At 71.1% G+C, this 16356-nt stretch carries 13 protein-coding genes and 1 pseudogene; 5 read left to right on the forward strand and 9 right to left on the reverse strand.

Annotated elements, in window-relative coordinates; all coding sequences use genetic code 11:
* Nucleotides 1-315 precede the first annotated feature (315 nt).
* The 3 genes and pseudogenes from ACFXOM_RS08435 to ACFXOM_RS08445 all read left to right on the forward strand — a co-directional run bounded on the left by ACFXOM_RS08435 (nt 316) and on the right by ACFXOM_RS08445 (nt 2008).
* Nucleotides 316-696 carry a VOC family protein gene (locus ACFXOM_RS08435; RefSeq protein WP_384928719.1) on the forward strand — a complete coding sequence of 127 codons (381 nt, stop codon included), beginning with the start codon at nt 316-318 and terminating at the stop codon, nt 694-696.
* Between the two features lie 540 nt (nt 697-1236).
* Nucleotides 1237-1404, forward strand: a complete 168-nt coding sequence (locus tag ACFXOM_RS08440; RefSeq protein ID WP_384928722.1) for a CsbD family protein — start codon at nt 1237-1239, stop codon at nt 1402-1404.
* A gap of 186 nt (nt 1405-1590) precedes the next feature.
* Nucleotides 1591-2008, forward strand: a pseudogene (locus tag ACFXOM_RS08445) (VOC family protein).
* A 501-nt stretch (nt 2009-2509) separates the two neighbouring features.
* Here ACFXOM_RS08445 and ACFXOM_RS08450 read toward each other — a convergent pair.
* Both ACFXOM_RS08450 and ACFXOM_RS08455 read right to left on the reverse strand, forming a co-directional pair.
* Nucleotides 2510-3283, reverse strand: a complete 774-nt coding sequence (locus tag ACFXOM_RS08450; protein WP_384929024.1) for a VOC family protein — start codon at nt 3281-3283, stop codon at nt 2510-2512.
* A 232-nt stretch (nt 3284-3515) separates the two neighbouring features.
* A complete protein-coding gene (locus ACFXOM_RS08455) occupies nt 3516-3761 on the reverse strand; it encodes a DUF6158 family protein (protein WP_384928725.1) in 246 nt (81 codons plus the stop codon).
* Between the two features lie 183 nt (nt 3762-3944).
* On the opposite strand from ACFXOM_RS08455, the gene ACFXOM_RS08460 reads away from it, so the two are divergent.
* Both ACFXOM_RS08460 and ACFXOM_RS08465 read left to right on the forward strand, forming a co-directional pair.
* A complete protein-coding gene (locus ACFXOM_RS08460) occupies nt 3945-4388 on the forward strand; it encodes an RrF2 family transcriptional regulator (RefSeq protein ID WP_384928728.1) in 444 nt (147 codons plus the stop codon).
* Nucleotides 4389-4461: 73 nt separating this feature from the next.
* Nucleotides 4462-5658 (forward strand): globin domain-containing protein, encoded by a 1197-nt coding sequence (locus tag ACFXOM_RS08465; RefSeq protein ID WP_384928731.1) that lies wholly within the window; start codon nt 4462-4464, stop codon nt 5656-5658.
* Nucleotides 5659-5665: 7 nt separating this feature from the next.
* On the opposite strand, the gene ACFXOM_RS08470 is transcribed toward ACFXOM_RS08465, so the two are convergent.
* The 7 genes from ACFXOM_RS08470 to ACFXOM_RS08500 all read right to left on the reverse strand — a co-directional run bounded on the left by ACFXOM_RS08470 (nt 5666) and on the right by ACFXOM_RS08500 (nt 16115).
* Nucleotides 5666-6037, reverse strand: coding sequence for an ArsR/SmtB family transcription factor (locus ACFXOM_RS08470; RefSeq protein ID WP_384928734.1), 372 nt, complete (start codon nt 6035-6037; stop codon nt 5666-5668).
* A 209-nt stretch (nt 6038-6246) separates the two neighbouring features.
* Nucleotides 6247-6618 carry a hypothetical protein gene (locus ACFXOM_RS08475; RefSeq protein ID WP_384929027.1) on the reverse strand — a complete coding sequence of 124 codons (372 nt, stop codon included), beginning with the start codon at nt 6616-6618 and terminating at the stop codon, nt 6247-6249.
* Between the two features lie 667 nt (nt 6619-7285).
* The gene (locus ACFXOM_RS08480) at nt 7286-7900 is read right to left on the reverse strand and encodes a sarcosine oxidase subunit gamma (protein ID WP_384928737.1); all 615 of its coding nucleotides are present in this window, start codon (nt 7898-7900) and stop codon (nt 7286-7288) included.
* On the reverse strand, nt 7893-11126 hold the full coding sequence (locus ACFXOM_RS08485) for a sarcosine oxidase subunit delta family protein (RefSeq protein ID WP_385037396.1): 3234 nt from the start codon (nt 11124-11126) through the stop codon (nt 7893-7895). The genes ACFXOM_RS08480 and ACFXOM_RS08485 overlap by 8 nt, the downstream gene beginning before the upstream one ends.
* A 12-nt stretch (nt 11127-11138) precedes the next feature.
* Nucleotides 11139-12371, reverse strand: a complete 1233-nt coding sequence (locus ACFXOM_RS08490; protein WP_384928743.1) for a sarcosine oxidase subunit beta family protein — start codon at nt 12369-12371, stop codon at nt 11139-11141.
* Nucleotides 12368-13645 carry a serine hydroxymethyltransferase gene (gene glyA / locus ACFXOM_RS08495; protein WP_384947186.1) on the reverse strand — a complete coding sequence of 426 codons (1278 nt, stop codon included), beginning with the start codon at nt 13643-13645 and terminating at the stop codon, nt 12368-12370. Before glyA ends, ACFXOM_RS08490 begins: the two co-directional genes overlap by 4 nt.
* 31 nt (nt 13646-13676) lie before the next feature.
* Entirely contained in the window at nt 13677-16115 is a 2439-nt protein-coding gene (locus tag ACFXOM_RS08500; RefSeq protein WP_384928749.1) for an FAD-dependent oxidoreductase, read from the reverse strand.
* Between the last annotated feature and the right edge of the window lie 241 nt (nt 16116-16356).

The following is a 16356-nucleotide window of genomic DNA, read 5'->3' on the forward strand; positions in this document are numbered from 1 at the left end:
CCCTCCGGCCGAGCGCTTCCGCCACGTCATCGGGGAAGCACCCTTCGGCTACATTCAGTCCTTTTCCGGGCAAACACTCTTAGATCACCCTAGCGGACGAGACCAAGGCGAAGGTCCGCAAGCACACGTGACGCCGCCCCGTCGCACTGTCCAGGGACCGCCACCACCGAGGGCGTCACTGGCGACCTTCCCTCGTGCCCGGGGAAACCACTCCTCCCGGGCGCTCACCAGGGGCGGCCCCGGCTATCCGTGCATGCCCGCGGGCAGCGGGGGTACCGGTCGTGGCACCAGTCTTCCGGGTACGAGGGAGGGGCCATGGCGGCAGAAAGGACGGCGGTTCCGGCACTGGACTGTGCCGAGCCGGAGGCGCTCGCCGCGTTCTACGCAGACCTGCTGGATGCGGACGTCCGACGGACGGACGACCCCGACCTCATAGAGGTCGCCGGTGCGGACGGAACGGTCCTCGCATTCCGCCGGGACCGCGGCTTCGCTCCGCCGAGCTGGCCCCGGCCGGAGGACTCCCGGCAGGCCCACCTGCTCGTGTTCGTCGCGCGCGACGACCTGGACGCCGCGGAGCGCGAGGCCGTCACCCCGGGTGCGACGCCCATGGACGTCACGGACCGCGGGAGCCCGCGCGAAGGTCGACTCCTGTCGGACCCGGCGGGGCACTCCTTCCGCCTGGTGGCGAGGAACTGAGCCGCGTCGGGCTCCGGTCCGTTCGGGCAGACCGGCGGGCAGCGGCGACACGGGCGCCCCCCGCCCCGCGGGGCGGCGAGGGGCGGGCCGGGCGCGACCCGGAGCGCCACCCCGCCAGCCCCGGCCCACCGGCGCAGACGGGGGTGCACACCGGAGATCCGGGCGATCACCGCGGCAGGGCCCCGCACCCGGCGCGCGGGTCCGGTGGGAGCGGGTTCCCGGGCCTCCGCGGCCTGGACGGCGGTGCCGGCCTGCGGGCGCCAGGAGCGTCGACCGCATCCGGACCACCAGCCCGAACCGTTGAACAAGCGACAGCCGGCGCCGCCCCGAGCACCCGGTCAGTGGAGTAGGCGTCGAAAAGGTCGGGGTCCGCGTACACCGCGACTCGTGCATCCCGGGACTCTCGCACACGCCGCAGGTATGTGCGGTACCGGCGGGCGTGCGCCGGATTGCGGCCGCACGTGGGCGGGCGCACGGTGAACAGGGGCCGGCCCCGCCGGACCGCCATGCCGCCGATCCCCGGAGAGGACAGCGATCCCCATGAACAAGGGCAAGACGAGACAGATCAAGGGCAAGCTCAAGGAAACCCTCGGCAAGACGATGCACAACAAGTCGATGCAGCGGGAGGGCAGGGGCGACATGCTGCGCGGGAAGGCCCAGGAAATGGCGGAGAAGGCCGCCCACCGGGTACGCAAGGGCCTGCACTGAGCTGACCGGCGCGGGCGCCGGAGCCGCCAGGACGGTTCCGGCGCCCGCAGGGCGCCTCGACGCGCGGACCGGGCTGCCCGGACCGTACGTCACCCGACCGGCGCACGGCACGGCCGACGTGTACAGGTACGGGATGCACGACAACGCCACGGCGCAGGGTTCCCAGCGGGTCGAGGAAGTGGACGGATGAGCCGGCCGACGCACGGCACGCTGCACCACGTCGAATTGTGGGTGCCCGACCTCCAGCGTGCCCTCGCCTCGCTCGGCTGGCTGCTGGAGGCGCTGGGCTACGCTCCCTTTCCAGGACTGGGAGGCCGGTCGCAGCTGGCGGCTGGGGCCCACCTACCTGGCCCTCGAGCAGTCCCCGGCCCTCACCGCCGACGAGCACGATCGCTGCCGCCCGGGGCTGAACCACCTGGCCTTCCACGTGGAAGACGCCGCGACCGTCGAGAGGCTCGCCGTCGACGCCACCCAGCACGGCTGGCGACTGATGTTCCCCGATCAACACCCCCATGCGGGAGGCGCACGGCACTACGCCGCCTTCCTCGAGAACGACGACGGCTTCGAGGTGGAACTCGTCGCGGTGGCGCCATCGGGCACGTGACGGCGTCGAACCGGACTCGCACGGGATCGGGGCGGGGATCGCCCCCCCGATGGTCGCTCCCGTACCCGAACCGCCCGAGTCCGCTCCGGACGCTCCACGGTAGCCGGACTCCCCGACGGCGATGGACCCCCGCCAGGGGATTGGCACTGAACTCCCTTTCCATGCAGTACTGATGACGGTCCGACAGGTTTCTGTTCCGCGCGACGGGCCATTCGATGGAACAGCTTCGGGAGAAGTCCGGGCCCCGGCCGGAAGACCTCGACTTGGACCTCGCGCCGCTGAGCCCCTGCTGCCCCGCGACGGCTGACGCACACGGCGGCGCCGCTACTCCCCTCTGCTGAACTCGGGGGACCCGCCGCCCGCGCGGCCGTGCACGGTCCGTTCACCGGTCCGACCGTCCGATCCACAGCGTCGGGTCGCGCACGCGGACCCGACGAGGCACTCGGAGTGATGACGCGACGCGGTGGTGGCCTCCCTCGCGCAAGGGCATCGAGCGGGGGATCAGGAGGCCGTGTAGGGATCGGACCGGGCGGTCTGCCCCGTGATCTGCTCCAGGTCACGGGCCGTGAGCGTGAACAATCCTCCGTCCGGGTCGCGCAGCGTCACGCGTCCGCAGGAGCCCGGCATCGTGGGCGCCACGGTGCTGCCGCCCAGCCGGACGGCCGTCCGTACGGCGGTTTCGATGTCGGGGACATAGAAGTACACGTGCCAGCGCGGCCGGACGTGCGGATCGGGGGCCGCTTCGACGGCACCCCCGGAGAGCCGCGCGACCGTGTCGCCGCCGTGGCGCAGGACGACGTGGTCGTCCTCGTACGTCACCTCGCAGCAGCCGGGAAGCTCGCACGCCCAGTCGAGTACCTCCGCGTAGAAGATGGCTGCGTCGAAGGCGTCCCTGGTGCGCAGCTCCAGCCAGGCCGGGGCCTTGTCGCGGCCCACGCTCCAGTCGGGGATGACCCTGCCCTGCCAGATCCCGAAGATCGCTCCGTCGCGGTCCGCGGCGAGTGCGGCCCGACCGGTGCCGAAGCTGAGGGGGCCGACCGCCACGGTGGCGCTGCGCTCGCGGATGCGCGAGGCGGTGGCGTCGGCGTCGTCGACCGCGAAGTAGGGGGTCCAGGCGACGGGTACCGAGAGGCGGGGTGCGAGTGCGCCGATACCGGCCACAGGGGCGCCTTCGTGGAAGGCCACGGAGAATTCCTCCCCCAGTCGGGTCGGTCGGAACTCCCATCCGAAGACGGCGCCGTAGAAGGCCTCCGCGGCGTGCAGATCGCGGGCCATGAGGCTGACCCAGCAGGGCGCACCGAAGACCGCATGACTTGACGTCGACACGACTTGCCAACCCCATCCGCCGTGCACGCGTGACTGGAACCGTTCCACGGTACCTCGGCCCCCTGCGCGGGACGTGGCGACGCACCCGGGCCACCGCCGGCGGGGTGGCCTACCGAGGAGTGCCCACGGGCACACGGAGGCAGCGCAGTGCACGGCCGGGGCCTGCGGACCCAGTCCGGCGTCAGGGGGTGGTGCCCTCCCGTGCCCGCGCCCCGGCTCGGGTGCGCCCCGGCAGCGGGGCGCGCTCGGGATGGCGCCTCACGTACTCCCTCTCCAACTCGGTCATCCGAAGCGTGTGCGTCGTCAAGGCGTCGTCTGATCCGTAGAGCAGGGTGTCGTGGCGCGTGCGGTGAACGGCTTCGAGCTCCTTGATGAGCGTCGCCTCGGCAAGCCGTTCCGGCGGCACTCCGTGGTTGTGCTCCTTCATGACACGCACCTCCCGGTCGGGGCAACGCGCACTGTCGTATCCCACCAACATACGCCCCTGACCTGCGGGTTACTACGCGAGCAAGACGGTGCTGCGGGGACGGGCCCGGAATGTGACCGAGATGACGGGACCAGCGTCCGCGATAAATAGGAATCTCAGATGTGTATTTGATACCGTCCCGGTGTGCGGCTGACGAAGTTCACCGACCTGGCGCTGCGTGCCGTGATGCGCCTCGCGGTTTCCGAACACGGCGAACCCCTCACCACGCGCGAGGTGGCCGACGCCATGGACGTGCCCTACACCCACATGGCCAAAGCCATCGCCCGCCTCCAGCACCTCGGGGTGCTCGAGGCGCGCCGGGGACGCGGCGGCGGCCTCGTCCTGACCGAGTCGGGGAAACGCACCTCGGTCGGCCGGCTGGTGCGGGAGCTGGAAGGCGAAGGGGAGGTTGTCGCCTGCGAGGGCGACACCCCCTGCCCGCTGCGCAGGGCCTGTCTCCTGCGCAGCGCGCTGCGCGACGCCCAGGAGGCCTTCTACGCAACGCTCGACCCGCTGACCGTCAGCGACCTGACCTCCCCGCCGACCGGTCCAGTCCTGGTCACCCTGGTCGGCCGCCCCGTCGACTGACCTCACGCGACACACCCGCCCCACGCACCATCCCTTTAAATTCGAAGATCATCTACCAATTTGGAGTTCCGTCATGCTCTCCGAGCAGTCCGTCCCCGTCGTGCGCGCCACCCTCCCGGTCGTCGGCGCCGCCATCGGCGAGATCACCGAGCTGTTCTACCGCAGGCTCTTCGAGGAGAACCCGGAGCTGCTGCGCGACCTGTTCAACCGGGGCAACCAGGCCAACGGCGAGCAGAAGCAGGCCCTGGCGGGCTCCATCGCGGCGTTCGCGCGCATGCTGGTGGAACGCCCCGGGGAGCGGCCGGACGCGATGCTCGCGCGCATCGCCCACAAGCACGCGTCGCTCGGTGTCACCTCCGGGCAGTACAAGATCGTGCACCGGCACCTCTTCGCCGCCATAGTCGAAGTGCTCGGGGACGCCGTCACACCCGAGGTGGCCGCCGCCTGGGACGACGTCTACTGGCTCATGGCCAACGCCCTGATCGCGACGGAAGCCCGGCTGTACGGCGAAGCCGGGGTGGCCGAGGGTGAGGTCTGGCGCCGGATGGAGATCACCGACCGGCACGACGAAGCGATCGACGTGATCTCCCTGACCCTCCGGCCCGCCGACGGTGGCCCGGCGGGCAGCTTCGACCCCGGCCAGTACGTCAGCGTCCGCACCACGCTGCCCGACGGCGCCCGACAGATCCGCCAGTACAGCCTCTCCGCCGCACCCGACAGGTCCGAGTGGCGGATCACCGTCAAGCGGGTCACCAGCGCGGACGCACCCGACGGCGAGGTGTCATCGTGGCTCCACGCCCATGCGCGGCCCGGCGATGACCTCACCGTTTCCGCTCCGTTCGGTGACCTCGTCCTGCCCGACGGGAGCGGCCCGCTGCTCCTGGCCTCCGCGGGCATCGGCACCACCCCGATGCTGTCGATGCTCGACCACCTCGCCCGCACCGGAGCACCCCGCCCCGTGATCGTCGTCCACGCCGACCGCAGTCCGGCGCACCACGCCCACCGCGACGAGCTCCACCGACTGGTGCACGCCCTCCCCCAGGCAGAACTGCACGTCTGGTACGAGCAGCAGAGCAACGAGACGTCCGGGGCGTCCGCGGGCTTGGCGGACATCAGCACCCTGCCCCTGCCGGAGGGGTTGACCGCGTACCTGTGCGGCCCCCTCCCCTTCATGCGCGCGGTCCGGGGAGACCTCCTGCACCGCGGGATTGGGGCTGCGTCGGTCCACTACGAGGTATTCGGCCCCGACCTCTGGCTGGGGCAGCAGTAGGGCGGCTTCAGGAACGGGCTCGCGCGCCCTCCTGGACCATCCCGGGATACACGTCGGCCTGGCGGAGCTCGGCCAACAACTCGGTCTGCCCGGCCAGTAGTTCGGTCAGGATCCGACGAGCCGCCCGCAGCAACTCCGCCACGTCGCCTCCGGCGAGCGCATAGCTGACGGTGGAACCGTCGCGTATGGACACCACGATTCCTGAGCGCCGCAGCACCGCCAACTGCTGCGAAAGACTGGAGGGTTCGATCTCGATCTCGTTCAGCAGGTTGCGCACGGTCACCGGGCCGTTCTGGAGGAGCTCCAACACCCGGATCCGCACCGGGTGCCCGAGCATGCGGAAGAACTCCGCCTTGGCCTGGTAGAGGGGGACCTGCATGGTGAAATCGCTCCTGCCGGGTTCGACGGCCGTTCGTCCGGAGCGGCGGCCATGCCTTCGGCCGCCGCAGGGCGGTGTCCTGCAGGTCCATCCTCCCGCCTCCCGGTCCCGCACACCCCAGGGATGAGGGATTAGTTTGATCCGGATGTCGCGAATTGAAGAATTCTTCAATTCGCGGGCATGCGGGGACGCGGGAGGACGGACTGCGGCTAGATCTCCAACTCAGCTTCAATGCGCCTGAGTTGGTGCCTCGCCATGGCCAGGTTCGACTTACCCTTGTCGAGCACGAGATAGAGGAAGAGGCCGTTGCCCCCACGCCCCTTGAGCAACCGGATGAGGTGGTACTGCCCGCCCAGCGTGATCAGTACGTCCTCGATGTCGTCGTTGAGACCGAGGTGCTCCATGGTTCGGACCTTGGCACGGATCACATCGGTGTTGCCCGCCGCGGCGACCGTCAGGTCGAGGTCCTTGCCGCCCCCGAGCGTGCCCAGCGCCATTCCGCTGGTGTAGTCAACGAGGGCCACTCCCAGGCTGCCCTCGATCGACGTCATGGTCTCCTTGAGGGAGGTCTCCACGTTCATACAGGTGTTGCTCCTCGTCGTCGCCGCACGGGCACGTCCGGCCCGTTCCGTGATGAAGACACTACGGAACGTAGATATGACGAGATTGGAAATCGTGGACATCCGGAAAAAGGAAACGCTGCTCCTGTAGGGTGCGCGCCCCCGCTGCGGGCTTCGGGGCCCTCGCGCCTCCGACGACCCGGTCCTGCGCCCCGCCACACCACCTCGGCGCGGCAGACCCCGCACGAAACGACAGTCCCCGGTAGTCCTCACCGATGCCGCGGGCCGCTGGTCGTCGCCGGCGGCTCCGTCGTCGGCAGGATCTGCCGGGGGCCTGGCCAGAGCCGAGATAAGCGTCACGCTGCCTCCGGACGTCTCCGTCAGCGGTGCGGCTCTTTCTGGTTGTCTGGTGTATTGATGAGTCTCCTCCCTATTTCATCCGAGTCAAGGGGTTGTGGGTCTTTTATCAGGACATCGTACGTTCCGTGCACAGGCCGCCGCGGCGGACGGCCATCCCGGCTCGGGGGACGGGAGGACGGGCACACCACTCCCTCCGGCGCGGGACGAGGCGTCTCCCTCCGGCACGGGACGAGACGTCGCGGCAACCGGCGCGTGCACGGCTGGTCGTCCGGCCCTGCAGGGCACGCGCGTAACCGCGGCAGCTGCCGGTGCTAGGGCGTGTTGCGCCCTAGCACCGGGCGGACCCCGGTGCGGTGTACTCCGTCGCTGCATCCAGCAGCCAGTCCGCCAGGTAGCCGGCGAAGGACGAACGGACCAGCACCCAGAAGCCCGCCCCGGCCCGCCCCCGGGCGACCAGGACGACCTGGGCGCGGGCCAGCGTGGTCTGGGCACAGCGGCCCGGGCGGAAGGCACGCGGGTGGAGGTCCAGCGAACAGCCGTGGGCCAGCAGCTCACGGGCGCTGCGGCCGGCGACGAGCAGCGTGGTGCGCTGGGCGGAGACGTCCGTGACGGCCGCTGGTTCGTCGCCGCAGGCCGCCCGGATCTGCTGCTCCAGCACCGGCTGGCTTCCGGGCGGCGCCACGACCAGCCATTCGTCGGGACCGAGCCGGAGCACGAAACGCTCGCCGGCGCGGACGGCGGTGTCGGGCTCCAGCGGCAGGGGGGTTCCGAGGGCGAGACCGACGGCGTCCGCTGCCGGCCCCTCGGGGTCGAGCCGCAGATCGACCTGGGCGAGGAAGGGCAGTTCGGCGAGGCGCAGCGCGCCCCCCGAGGCACGGGTGGCGGCGGCGAATCCCACGGCTGCGTGCGCCAGTGGGCTGCGTCGGGTTGCGGTGTCAGCCATCGCGACGTGCTCCCTCGGGGTCGTAGAGGACGGGACTCGCAACGGTGACCGGGACCATCCGGTCACCCACCGGCGCGTACAGCCGCTCGCCCGTGCGGTCCCGACCGCCCTTGACCAGGGCGAGGGCGAAGGTCCTGCCGAGCGCGGCGCTGCGGTAGCTGGAGGTGACGTGGCCGAGCATCGGCACCGGCGGGGCCGGGAGCACCGCATCGGCGACGAGCTGGGTCCCTTCGGGGAGGAGGGAATCCGGGTCGTCGGGGAGCAGGCCGACGAGGTGTTTGCGGTCAGGACGCACGGTGTCGACGCGGGTGTGTGAGCGCTTGCCGATGAAGTCGGCCTTCTTCCGGGACACCACCCAGCCCATGCCGAGGTCCTGCGGGGTGACCGTTCCGTCGGTGTCCTGGCCGATGATGGGGTAGCCCTTCTCGGCGCGGAGCACGTGCATCGTCTCCGTACCGTAGGGGGTGAGGCCGAACGGGCGACCTGCCGTGTACAGGGCCTCCCACACCGTACGGGCGTGCCACGGCGACACGTTGATCTCGTAGGCCAGCTCGCCGGAGAAGCTGATCCGACAGATCCTGGCGGAGATGCCTGCGACGGCCGACTCGCGCCACGTCATGAAGGGGAAGTCTGCCGCTGCCACGCCCAGTTCGGGGGCGACGACGGCGAGCAGTTCGCGGGAGCGGGGGCCGACGAGGGCGAGGGTGGCCCACTGCTCCGTGACGGACGTGCAGTGCACCCGGAGCGCGGGCCACTCGGTCTGTAGCCACTCCTCCATCCAGTCCAGGACGGCGCTCGCGTTGCCCGTGGTCGTGGTGACCAGGAAGCGGTCCGCTGCGAGCCGGATGACGGTGCCGTCGTCGAAGACCATGCCGTCGAGACGGCACATGACGCCGTAACGGATCATGCCGGTCTTCAGCGTGCTCATCACGTTGGTGTACAGCCGGTCGAGGAACACCCCGGCGTCGGGGCCCTGCACGTCGATCTTGCCGAGGGTGGAGGCGTCCATGAAAGCCGCGCCCTCCCGGGCGGCACGGCACTCCCGGAACACGGCGGCCGTCATGTCCTCGCCGTCCCGGGGGTAGTACCGCGGGCGTTTCCACTGGCCGACGTCCTCGAACCGGGCCCCGTTCTCGATGTGCCAGTCGTGCAGGGCGGTCACCCGCACCGGGTCGTGGAGCCGTCCCCGGTCACGCCCGGCGAGCACGGCGAAGGAGACGGGTGCGTACGGGGGACGGAAGGTCGTCGTACCGAGCGCGGCGACGTCCACACCGAGGAGCTCGGCGACGGCCCCGCTCGCCAGGAGCCCCGAGGTCTTGCCCTGGTCGTTCGCGGTCCCCGCGGTGGTGTAGCGCTTGGTGTGCTCGACCGCGCGCAGGCCCGCGCCGGTCGCGCGGGCGAGGTCGTCGACGGTGACGTCCCGCTGGAGGTCGACGAAGCGCGGTGCACCCGGGACGCCGGGAACGGCGTAGACCGGCATGGACGGGGACCGCGGCTCACCGTCGGCGGCCGGGACCACGGGTGCGGCGGCAGCATAGCCCTCGGCTTCGAGGGCACGGGCGCCGGCGGCCGCACCTTCGGCGAGGACGCCGAGCAGGTCGGCGACGCCGTTCACCGAGCCGGCGGTCTCGAGAGCCTGCCGGCCGGCGTCCGGTACGAACGCGTCCAGTGCCTCGTCGAAGCGCAGTGCGCCGCCCGCCTGGCTGAACAGGTGGGCGGCCGGGTTCCAGCCACCCGACACGAGCAGCAGGTCCGCGGCGAACTCCCTGCGCGGCAGCAACTGGCCGTACGGGGCGACGGATACGGCGGACAGCCGCTGCTCGCCCTCGGTGGCGATCACCGCGTGACCGGTCAGCACCTCGATCCCGGCGCCCCTGGCCCGGCGCGCCCACTCCCCCGCGTCGGGCCGGGTGTCCACGACCACAGCGATCTCGGCGCCGACCGCGGCCAGGTCCAGTGCGGCGGCGTAGGCGCTGTCGTTGGTGGTGAACACGACGGCACGGCGGCCGGGGAGGACGCCGTAGCGGTGGGCGTACGCACGGGCGGAGGCCGCCAGCATCACACCGGGGCGGTCGTTGTCGGCGAAGGCCATCGACCGTTCGTGCGCTCCGGTGGCCAGTACGACGCGCCGGGCGCGGATGCGCCAGAGGCGTTCGCGGGAGACGTGCCGGGGGGCTGACACGCCGAGGTGCTGGGTGCGGCGCTCGACGGCGAGGACGTGGTTGTCGTCGTAGTACCCGAAGACGGTCGTGCGGCGCAGGACCCGCGCTTCGGGCTCGGACTCGATCCGCGCCGTCGTCTCGTCCACCCAGCCCGGCAGCCCTCCGTTGCCCAGGAGGCTGCCGCCCGGCTGGGGCTGGTCATCGGCGAGGATGACGCGGGCTCCGGTGCCGCACGCGGCGGCGGCCGCGGCGAGCCCCGCCGGTCCGGCGCCGACCACGAGCAGGTCGCAGTGGGCGTGGACGGCGTCGTAGCGTGCCGGGTCCGGTTCGGTGGCGAGCCGACCCTGCCCGGGGAGGCTGCTGGCGACCAGCCCTTCGTACAGTTCCACGGCCGTCGCGGGAAGCATGGGCTCGGGGAAGGGTTCCTCGATCTGGACGACGGCGTTGGGTTCCTCCACTCCGGCGGAGAAGATGCCGCGCGGCCTGCCGAGTTTGATGCTGGTGCCGGTCTGGATGACGCCGTTGGCGAGGAGCGCGGAGGCGAGGGTGTCGCCGCGCAGCCCCTCGTAGGTCGTGCCGTCGAAGGTGAACGTGAGGCGCTCGTCGCGGGCCACCCGGCCGCCGTTCGCGAGGCGGAAGGGCTGGGTGCTGCCCGCCGGGCGCGCTGCGGGCGGGCGCACCGGCCGCAGCACCGGGGTCTGGCCGGCGGGTGGCGGGGTGGCCCGGGCGGGGGTGGCGCCCGGTTGGCACCGTACTCCCAGGAACGCCGGGCGGGCCGGTTCTGGAGTGGCGGTGGCGGGCCGCGCCTCGTCGGTGCGGTAGACCGCCAGGACTTCGTTCGTGGCAGTGTGGCGGATCACGTTGATCCAGCGGCGGCAGCCGGCTGTGTGGCTCCAGCGCTCGGCGAACGGGCCCTTGGGATTGTCGCGGAAGAAGAGGTAGCGGGCCCACTCCTCGTCGGTCAGTGTCGCCGGGTCCTCGGGATGGGTCACGTGGGCCTGGCCGCCGTAGTGGAACTCGGCCTCGTCGCGGGGTCCGCACCAGGGGCAGGGGATGAGCAGCATCGATTCGGCTCCTCAATGGGCGACCGCGGCCGCGCCGTGTTCGTCGACGAGCGCGCCGGTGGTGAATCGGTCGAGCGAGAAGGGGGCGTTGAGACGGTGGGGGGCGTCGTGGGCGATGGTGTGGGCGTAGACCCAGCCGACGCCCGGGGTGGCCTTGAAACCACCCGTTCCCCAGCCGCAGTTCAGGTACAGGCCGGCCACGGGGGTGAGGCCGACGATCGGCGACGCATCGGGACTGACGTCGACGATGCCTCCCCAGGTGCGCAGCACGTGGGCGCGTGCGAAGACGGGGAAGAGCTCCAGGGCGGCGGCCATCTGGTGCTCGATGACGTGGAAGGCACCGCGCTGGGTGTAGGCGTTGTACGCGTCGATGCCCGCACCCATCACGAGCTCGCCCTTGTGGGCTTGGCTGACGTATACGTGCACCGCGTTGGACATGACCACGGTGGGGTGGACGGGCTCCAGCAGCTCGGAGACCAGCGCCTGCAACGGGTGGCTCTGCAAGGGCAGTTCGAAACCGGCCATGGCGGCGAGCAGCGACGAGTGACCGGCCGAGCAGAGCGCCACCTTGCCGGCGGCGATGGGCCCGCGCGTGGTCCGCACCCCGGTGACCCGGCCGTGCCGCACGTCGATCCCGGTCACTTCGCAGTTCTGGATGATGTCGATGCCGGCGGCGTCGGCGGAGCGGGCGAGCCCCCAGGCGACGTGATCGTGCTTGGCGATGCCGGCCCGTGGCTGGTAGGTGGCGCCGAGCACCGGGTACCGCACGTCGGGTGAGGTGTTGACGATGGGGCAGACGTCCCTGACGCCCTGGGGGTCGAGCCACTCGGCGTCGACGCCGTTGAGCCGGTTGGCCTCGACGCGCCGTACGCTGTCGCGGACGTCCTGGAGGCTGTGCGCGAGGTTCAGCACACCGCGCTGGGAGAAGAGGATCGGGTAGTCGAGTTCCTCGGCGAGCCCTTCCCACAGTTGCAGGGCGTGCTCGTACATCCCGGCGCTCTCGTCCCACAGGTAGTTGGAACGGATGATGGTGGTGTTGCGGGCCATGTTGCCGCCCCCGAGCCAGCCCTTCTCCAGTACGGCGACGTGGGTGATGCCGTGGTTCTTCGCCAGGTAGTGGGCGGTGGCGAGACCGTGCCCGCCGCCCCCGACGATGACCACGTCGTAGCTGCGCGCGGGCTCGGGGTTGCGCCACAGCCGGTCAGGGTGCTCGGGGAGGTCGGCGCCGGGGGTGCGGGGGCTCATCGGGCTCCTCCGGAGAGGTGGGAGTAGAGCGGGTGCCTGGTCGCCAGTGCGCGGGTACGGGCACGCAGGGCGCTGAGGTCGGGTGCGGGCCGCAGTGCCCGGGCGATGACGTCGGCGACCTCGGCGAAGTCCCTTTCGGTGAAGCCGCGGGTGGCCAGGGCCGGGGTGCCGATGCGCAGTCCTGAGGTGACGACGGGGGGCCGCGGGTCGAAGGGAACGGCGTTGCGGTTGACGGTGATGCCGATGTCGTGGAGCAGGTCCTCGGCCTGCTTCCCGTCCAGTGCGGAGGCACGCAGGTCGACCAGGACGAGGTGGACGTCCGTTCCTCCGGTGAGCACGCTCACCCCGGCCTCGGCCGCGTCCGGCTGGGTGAGCCGCCCGGCGAGGATGCGGGCACCGGCGAGAGTGCGGGCCTGGCGCTCGGCGAACTCCGGTGACGCGGCGGCCTTGAACGCCACCGCCTTCGCGGCGATGACGTGCTCCAGCGGGCCGCCCTGTGTGCCGGGGAACACGGCAGAGTTGATCTTCTTGGCGAGCGCGGCGTCGTCCGTGAGGATGACGCCGCCGCGCGGGCCGCCGAGGGTCTTGTGCGTGGTCGTGGTGGTGACGTGCGCGTGCGGCACGGGACTGGGGTGCAGCCCGGCGGCGACGAGACCGGCGAAGTGGGCCATGTCGACCAGGAGATGGGCTCCGACCTCGTCGGCGATCTCACGGAAGGCGGCGAAGTCCACATGCCGCGGGTAGGCGGACCAGCCCGCAATGATCATCTTCGGGCGGTGTTCCCTGGCGAGCCGTTCCACCTCGTCCATGTCGATCAGGTTGTCGGTCGCGTCCACGTGGTAGGGCACGACGTTGAACATCTTGCCGCTGTAGTTGATGCGCATTCCATGGGTGAGGTGGCCGCCGTGCGCCAGGTCCAGGCCGAGGACGGTGTCCCCGGGTTCCAGCAGGGCGAAGAACACGGCGGTGTTGGCCTGGGCGCCCGAGTGCGGCTGTACGTTGGCGTAGCCGGCACCGAAGAGGGCGGTGACCCGCTCGACGGCCAGCCGCTCGGTCACGTCGACGTGTTCGCAGCCGCCGTAGTAGCGGCGGCCCGGGTAGCCCTCGGCGTACTTGTTCGTCAGGACCGACCCCTGGGCCTCCATGACCGCCGCGGGGGCGAAGTTCTCCGACGCGATCATCTCCAGGGTGGACTGCTGTCGGTCCAGTTCCGCGCGGAGCGCGGCATGGACCTCCGGGTCCAGTTCGGCGAGCGAGGCGTTCAGCGTGGTCATGCGGCGTTCCTCCTCGTGGTGCGGGTGGGACTCAGCCGCGCAGACGGGACATCGACGGGTCGAACAGGGGCTCTTCGGCGACGACGGCTTCGACGCGTTGGTCGAAGGAGCCGATGTGCAGGGTGCGGCCGGTGGTGGCGAGTTCGGCGGGCAGCCAGGCGTAGGCGATGCCCTTGCCGATGGTGTAGCCGTACGCGGCACTGGTGACGTACCCGACGGGACGGCCGCCGTCGTACACCGGCTCCTTGCCCATGACCACCGCACGCGGGTCGGCGACGGTCAGACAGGTAAGCCTGCGCCGCACGTGGGCGGCGCGCCTTTCCAGTGCGGACCTGCCGATGAAGTCGCCCTTGTCGAGCTTGACGGCGAAACCGAGACCCGCCTCGTAGGGATCGTGCTCGTGGGTCATGTCGGTGCCGAAGGAGCGGTACCCCTTCTCCAGCCGGAGGCTGTTGAAGGCTCCGCGGCCCGCCGCGATGCCGCCGAGGGGCCGGGCGGCACTCCACAGGGTGTCCCACAGTTTCAGGCCCATGTCGGCGCTCGTGTACAGCTCCCAGCCGCGCTCGCCGACGTAGCTCAGGCGCATCGCGGTGACGGGCACGGCGCCGATGTGGGCGCGTGTGGCGCGGAAGTACTTCAGCCCGTCGTTGGAGAAGTCCGCGTCGGCGAGCGGCTGCAGCACCTCGCTGGCGAGCGGCCCCCAGAGGCCGATGCAGCAGGTGCCGGCGGTGATGTCCCGCACGGCGACCGAACCGTCCGCGGGCAGGTGGCGCCGGAACCAGTCCAGATCGAGGTTGCCGTTGGCCCCGACCTGGTAGTGGTCGCGGCCGAGCCGGGCGACGGTGATGTCGCTGCGGATCCCGCCGCCCTCGTCGAGGAGCAGGGCGTACGTCACGGATCCGATCGACTTGTCGACGTTTCCGGTGCACAGGCGCTGGAGGAAGGCGGCGGCGCCCCGGCCGGTGACCTCCAGTCGCTTGAGTGCCGTCATGTCGTACACGGCGACGGTCTCGCGGGTGGTCTGGGCCTCGGCGCCGACGATCGGCGACCAGTAGCGCGCCGCCCAGTCGCCCGGCGTGGGGAGCGAACGGCCTTCCACCAGAGGTGCGTTGGCTTCATACCAGTGTGGACGCTCCCATCCGGTGGCCTCCAGGAAGAAGGCCCCGAGGTCCTGCTGGCGAGCGTAGAAGGGGCTGGTGCGCATCGGGCGGGGTGCTCCGGCCGGCTGCAGCGGGTGGAGGATGTCGTAGACCTCGACGAAGTTCTGGCAGTCCCGGGCCAGGACGTATTCCGGGGACAGCTGGTGCGGCTCGAAGCGGTTGACGTCGCACTCGTGGAGGTCGAACGACGAGCAGCGGCCGTCCACGAGCCATTCGGCCACGGCGCGGGCCACGCCTGCGGAGTGGGTGACCCACACCGCCTCGGCCACCCAGAAGCCCTTGACGTCCGCTGATTCACCGAGCAGTGGCAGCCCGTCGGTGGTGAAGGAGAAGAGCCCGTTGATGCCTTCCTCGATCTTGGCGTCGCGGGTTGCGGGCAGCAGCGCCCGGGTCTCGGTCCATGCGTCCGCGAAGTCCCCCTCCGTGAACTCCATGACGGAGGGCATCTGCTCGGACTCGTCCGAGCGGGCGATGTCGTCGGGGTCGACGGGCATGGGGCGGTGCCCGTAGTAGCCGATCCCGATGCGGTCGAACCGGTCGCGGTAGTAGAGGTCCGCGTCCTGGTGGCGCAGGATCGGCCGCACGGCTTCCCGGGTCTGCCCCTGCAGGGCGGGGACCGGTCCGGTCCAGGCCAGTTGGTGGGCGAGCGGGGTCAATGGCAGGTTGACGCCGACCATCCGGGCGATCCTGGGCCCCCAGATGCCGGCGCAACACACGACGACGTCCGCGGGGATCTCACCCCTGTCGGTGCGGACGGCACGAACACCGTCGTCGTCGTGGACGACGTCCAGCACTTCGTGCCGGGCGAGGAAGCGTACGCCGCGTTCGGTGGCCCGTCCGATCTGCGCCTCGACGGCCAGCACGGCCTTGGCCAGACCGTCGGTGGGGACGAGCAGACCCCCGAGGACCCGCCCGCGGTCCAGGAGCGGGTGGAGCGCCACGCACTCGCCCGGTCCGATCAGCCGGGCCTCGACGCCCCAGGCGGTGGCCCAACCGTGTCGACGGTGCAGTTCGGCCAGGCGCTCGGGGGTGGTGGCCACTTCGAGGCCGCCGACCGGAAGGAAGCAGGGCTGTCCGTCGACGTCGAGGCTGCGGAACTTCTCGACGGTGTAGCGGGCGAGCTCGGTCATCGTCTTGGAGGAGTTCGTCTGGAAGACGAGACCCGGCGCGTGGGACGAGGACCCACCGGTGGCCGGGAGGGGGCCCTGGTCGACGACCGTGATGTCGGTCCACCCTGCGAAGGACAGTTCGTCGGCGAGCGCCGCTCCCACGACGCCCGCTCCGATGATGACCACTCGGGGTCCCGCCATCACCACACCTCCAGTTGCTATTAGCGCAACAAGCATCAGGTTGCGCAACTCACGATGCCGGTCGCCCGAGTGGGTGTCAAGGGGGCTTTCGCGGCCGTACCGGGGCAAAAAAACCAGCCGTGGGCGGAGGGGGGGTGCGGGAGAGCGCCTGGGGAGGGTGTGTGTTGTCGTCTCCGTGTGGCGGGCCCTTCTCCGCCCCACGTCAACACTCCTCCTGCTTTAGTCTCCCCCCCCTTCTGTT

Source organism: Streptomyces sp. NPDC059169, assembly GCF_042755225.1.
In the GTDB taxonomy this organism is placed as follows: Bacteria; Actinomycetota; Actinomycetes; order Streptomycetales; family Streptomycetaceae; genus Streptomyces.

What these genes read in the sequence shown, in the direction of transcription:
- ACFXOM_RS08470 (WP_384928734.1), bottom strand. Translation starts at nt 6,037, where the DNA reads ATGCAGGTCCCCCTCTACCAGGCCAAGGCGGAGTTCTTCCGCATGCTC.
- ACFXOM_RS08450 (WP_384929024.1), bottom strand. Translation starts at nt 3,283, where the DNA reads ATGGCCCGCGATCTGCACGCCGCGGAGGCCTTCTACGGCGCCGTCTTC.
- ACFXOM_RS08435 (WP_384928719.1), top strand. Translation starts at nt 316, where the DNA reads ATGGCGGCAGAAAGGACGGCGGTTCCGGCACTGGACTGTGCCGAGCCG.
- ACFXOM_RS08475 (WP_384929027.1), bottom strand. Translation starts at nt 6,618, where the DNA reads ATGAACGTGGAGACCTCCCTCAAGGAGACCATGACGTCGATCGAGGGC.
- ACFXOM_RS08485 (WP_385037396.1), bottom strand. Translation starts at nt 11,126, where the DNA reads ATGCTGCTCATCCCCTGCCCCTGGTGCGGACCCCGCGACGAGGCCGAG.
- ACFXOM_RS08455 (WP_384928725.1), bottom strand. Translation starts at nt 3,761, where the DNA reads ATGAAGGAGCACAACCACGGAGTGCCGCCGGAACGGCTTGCCGAGGCG.
- ACFXOM_RS08440 (WP_384928722.1), top strand. Translation starts at nt 1,237, where the DNA reads ATGAACAAGGGCAAGACGAGACAGATCAAGGGCAAGCTCAAGGAAACC.
- ACFXOM_RS08490 (WP_384928743.1), bottom strand. Translation starts at nt 12,371, where the DNA reads ATGAGCCCCCGCACCCCCGGCGCCGACCTCCCCGAGCACCCTGACCGG.
- glyA (WP_384947186.1), bottom strand. Translation starts at nt 13,645, where the DNA reads ATGACCACGCTGAACGCCTCGCTCGCCGAACTGGACCCGGAGGTCCAT.
- ACFXOM_RS08480 (WP_384928737.1), bottom strand. Translation starts at nt 7,900, where the DNA reads ATGGCTGACACCGCAACCCGACGCAGCCCACTGGCGCACGCAGCCGTG.
- ACFXOM_RS08500 (WP_384928749.1), bottom strand. Translation starts at nt 16,115, where the DNA reads ATGGCGGGACCCCGAGTGGTCATCATCGGAGCGGGCGTCGTGGGAGCG.
- ACFXOM_RS08465 (WP_384928731.1), top strand. Translation starts at nt 4,462, where the DNA reads ATGCTCTCCGAGCAGTCCGTCCCCGTCGTGCGCGCCACCCTCCCGGTC.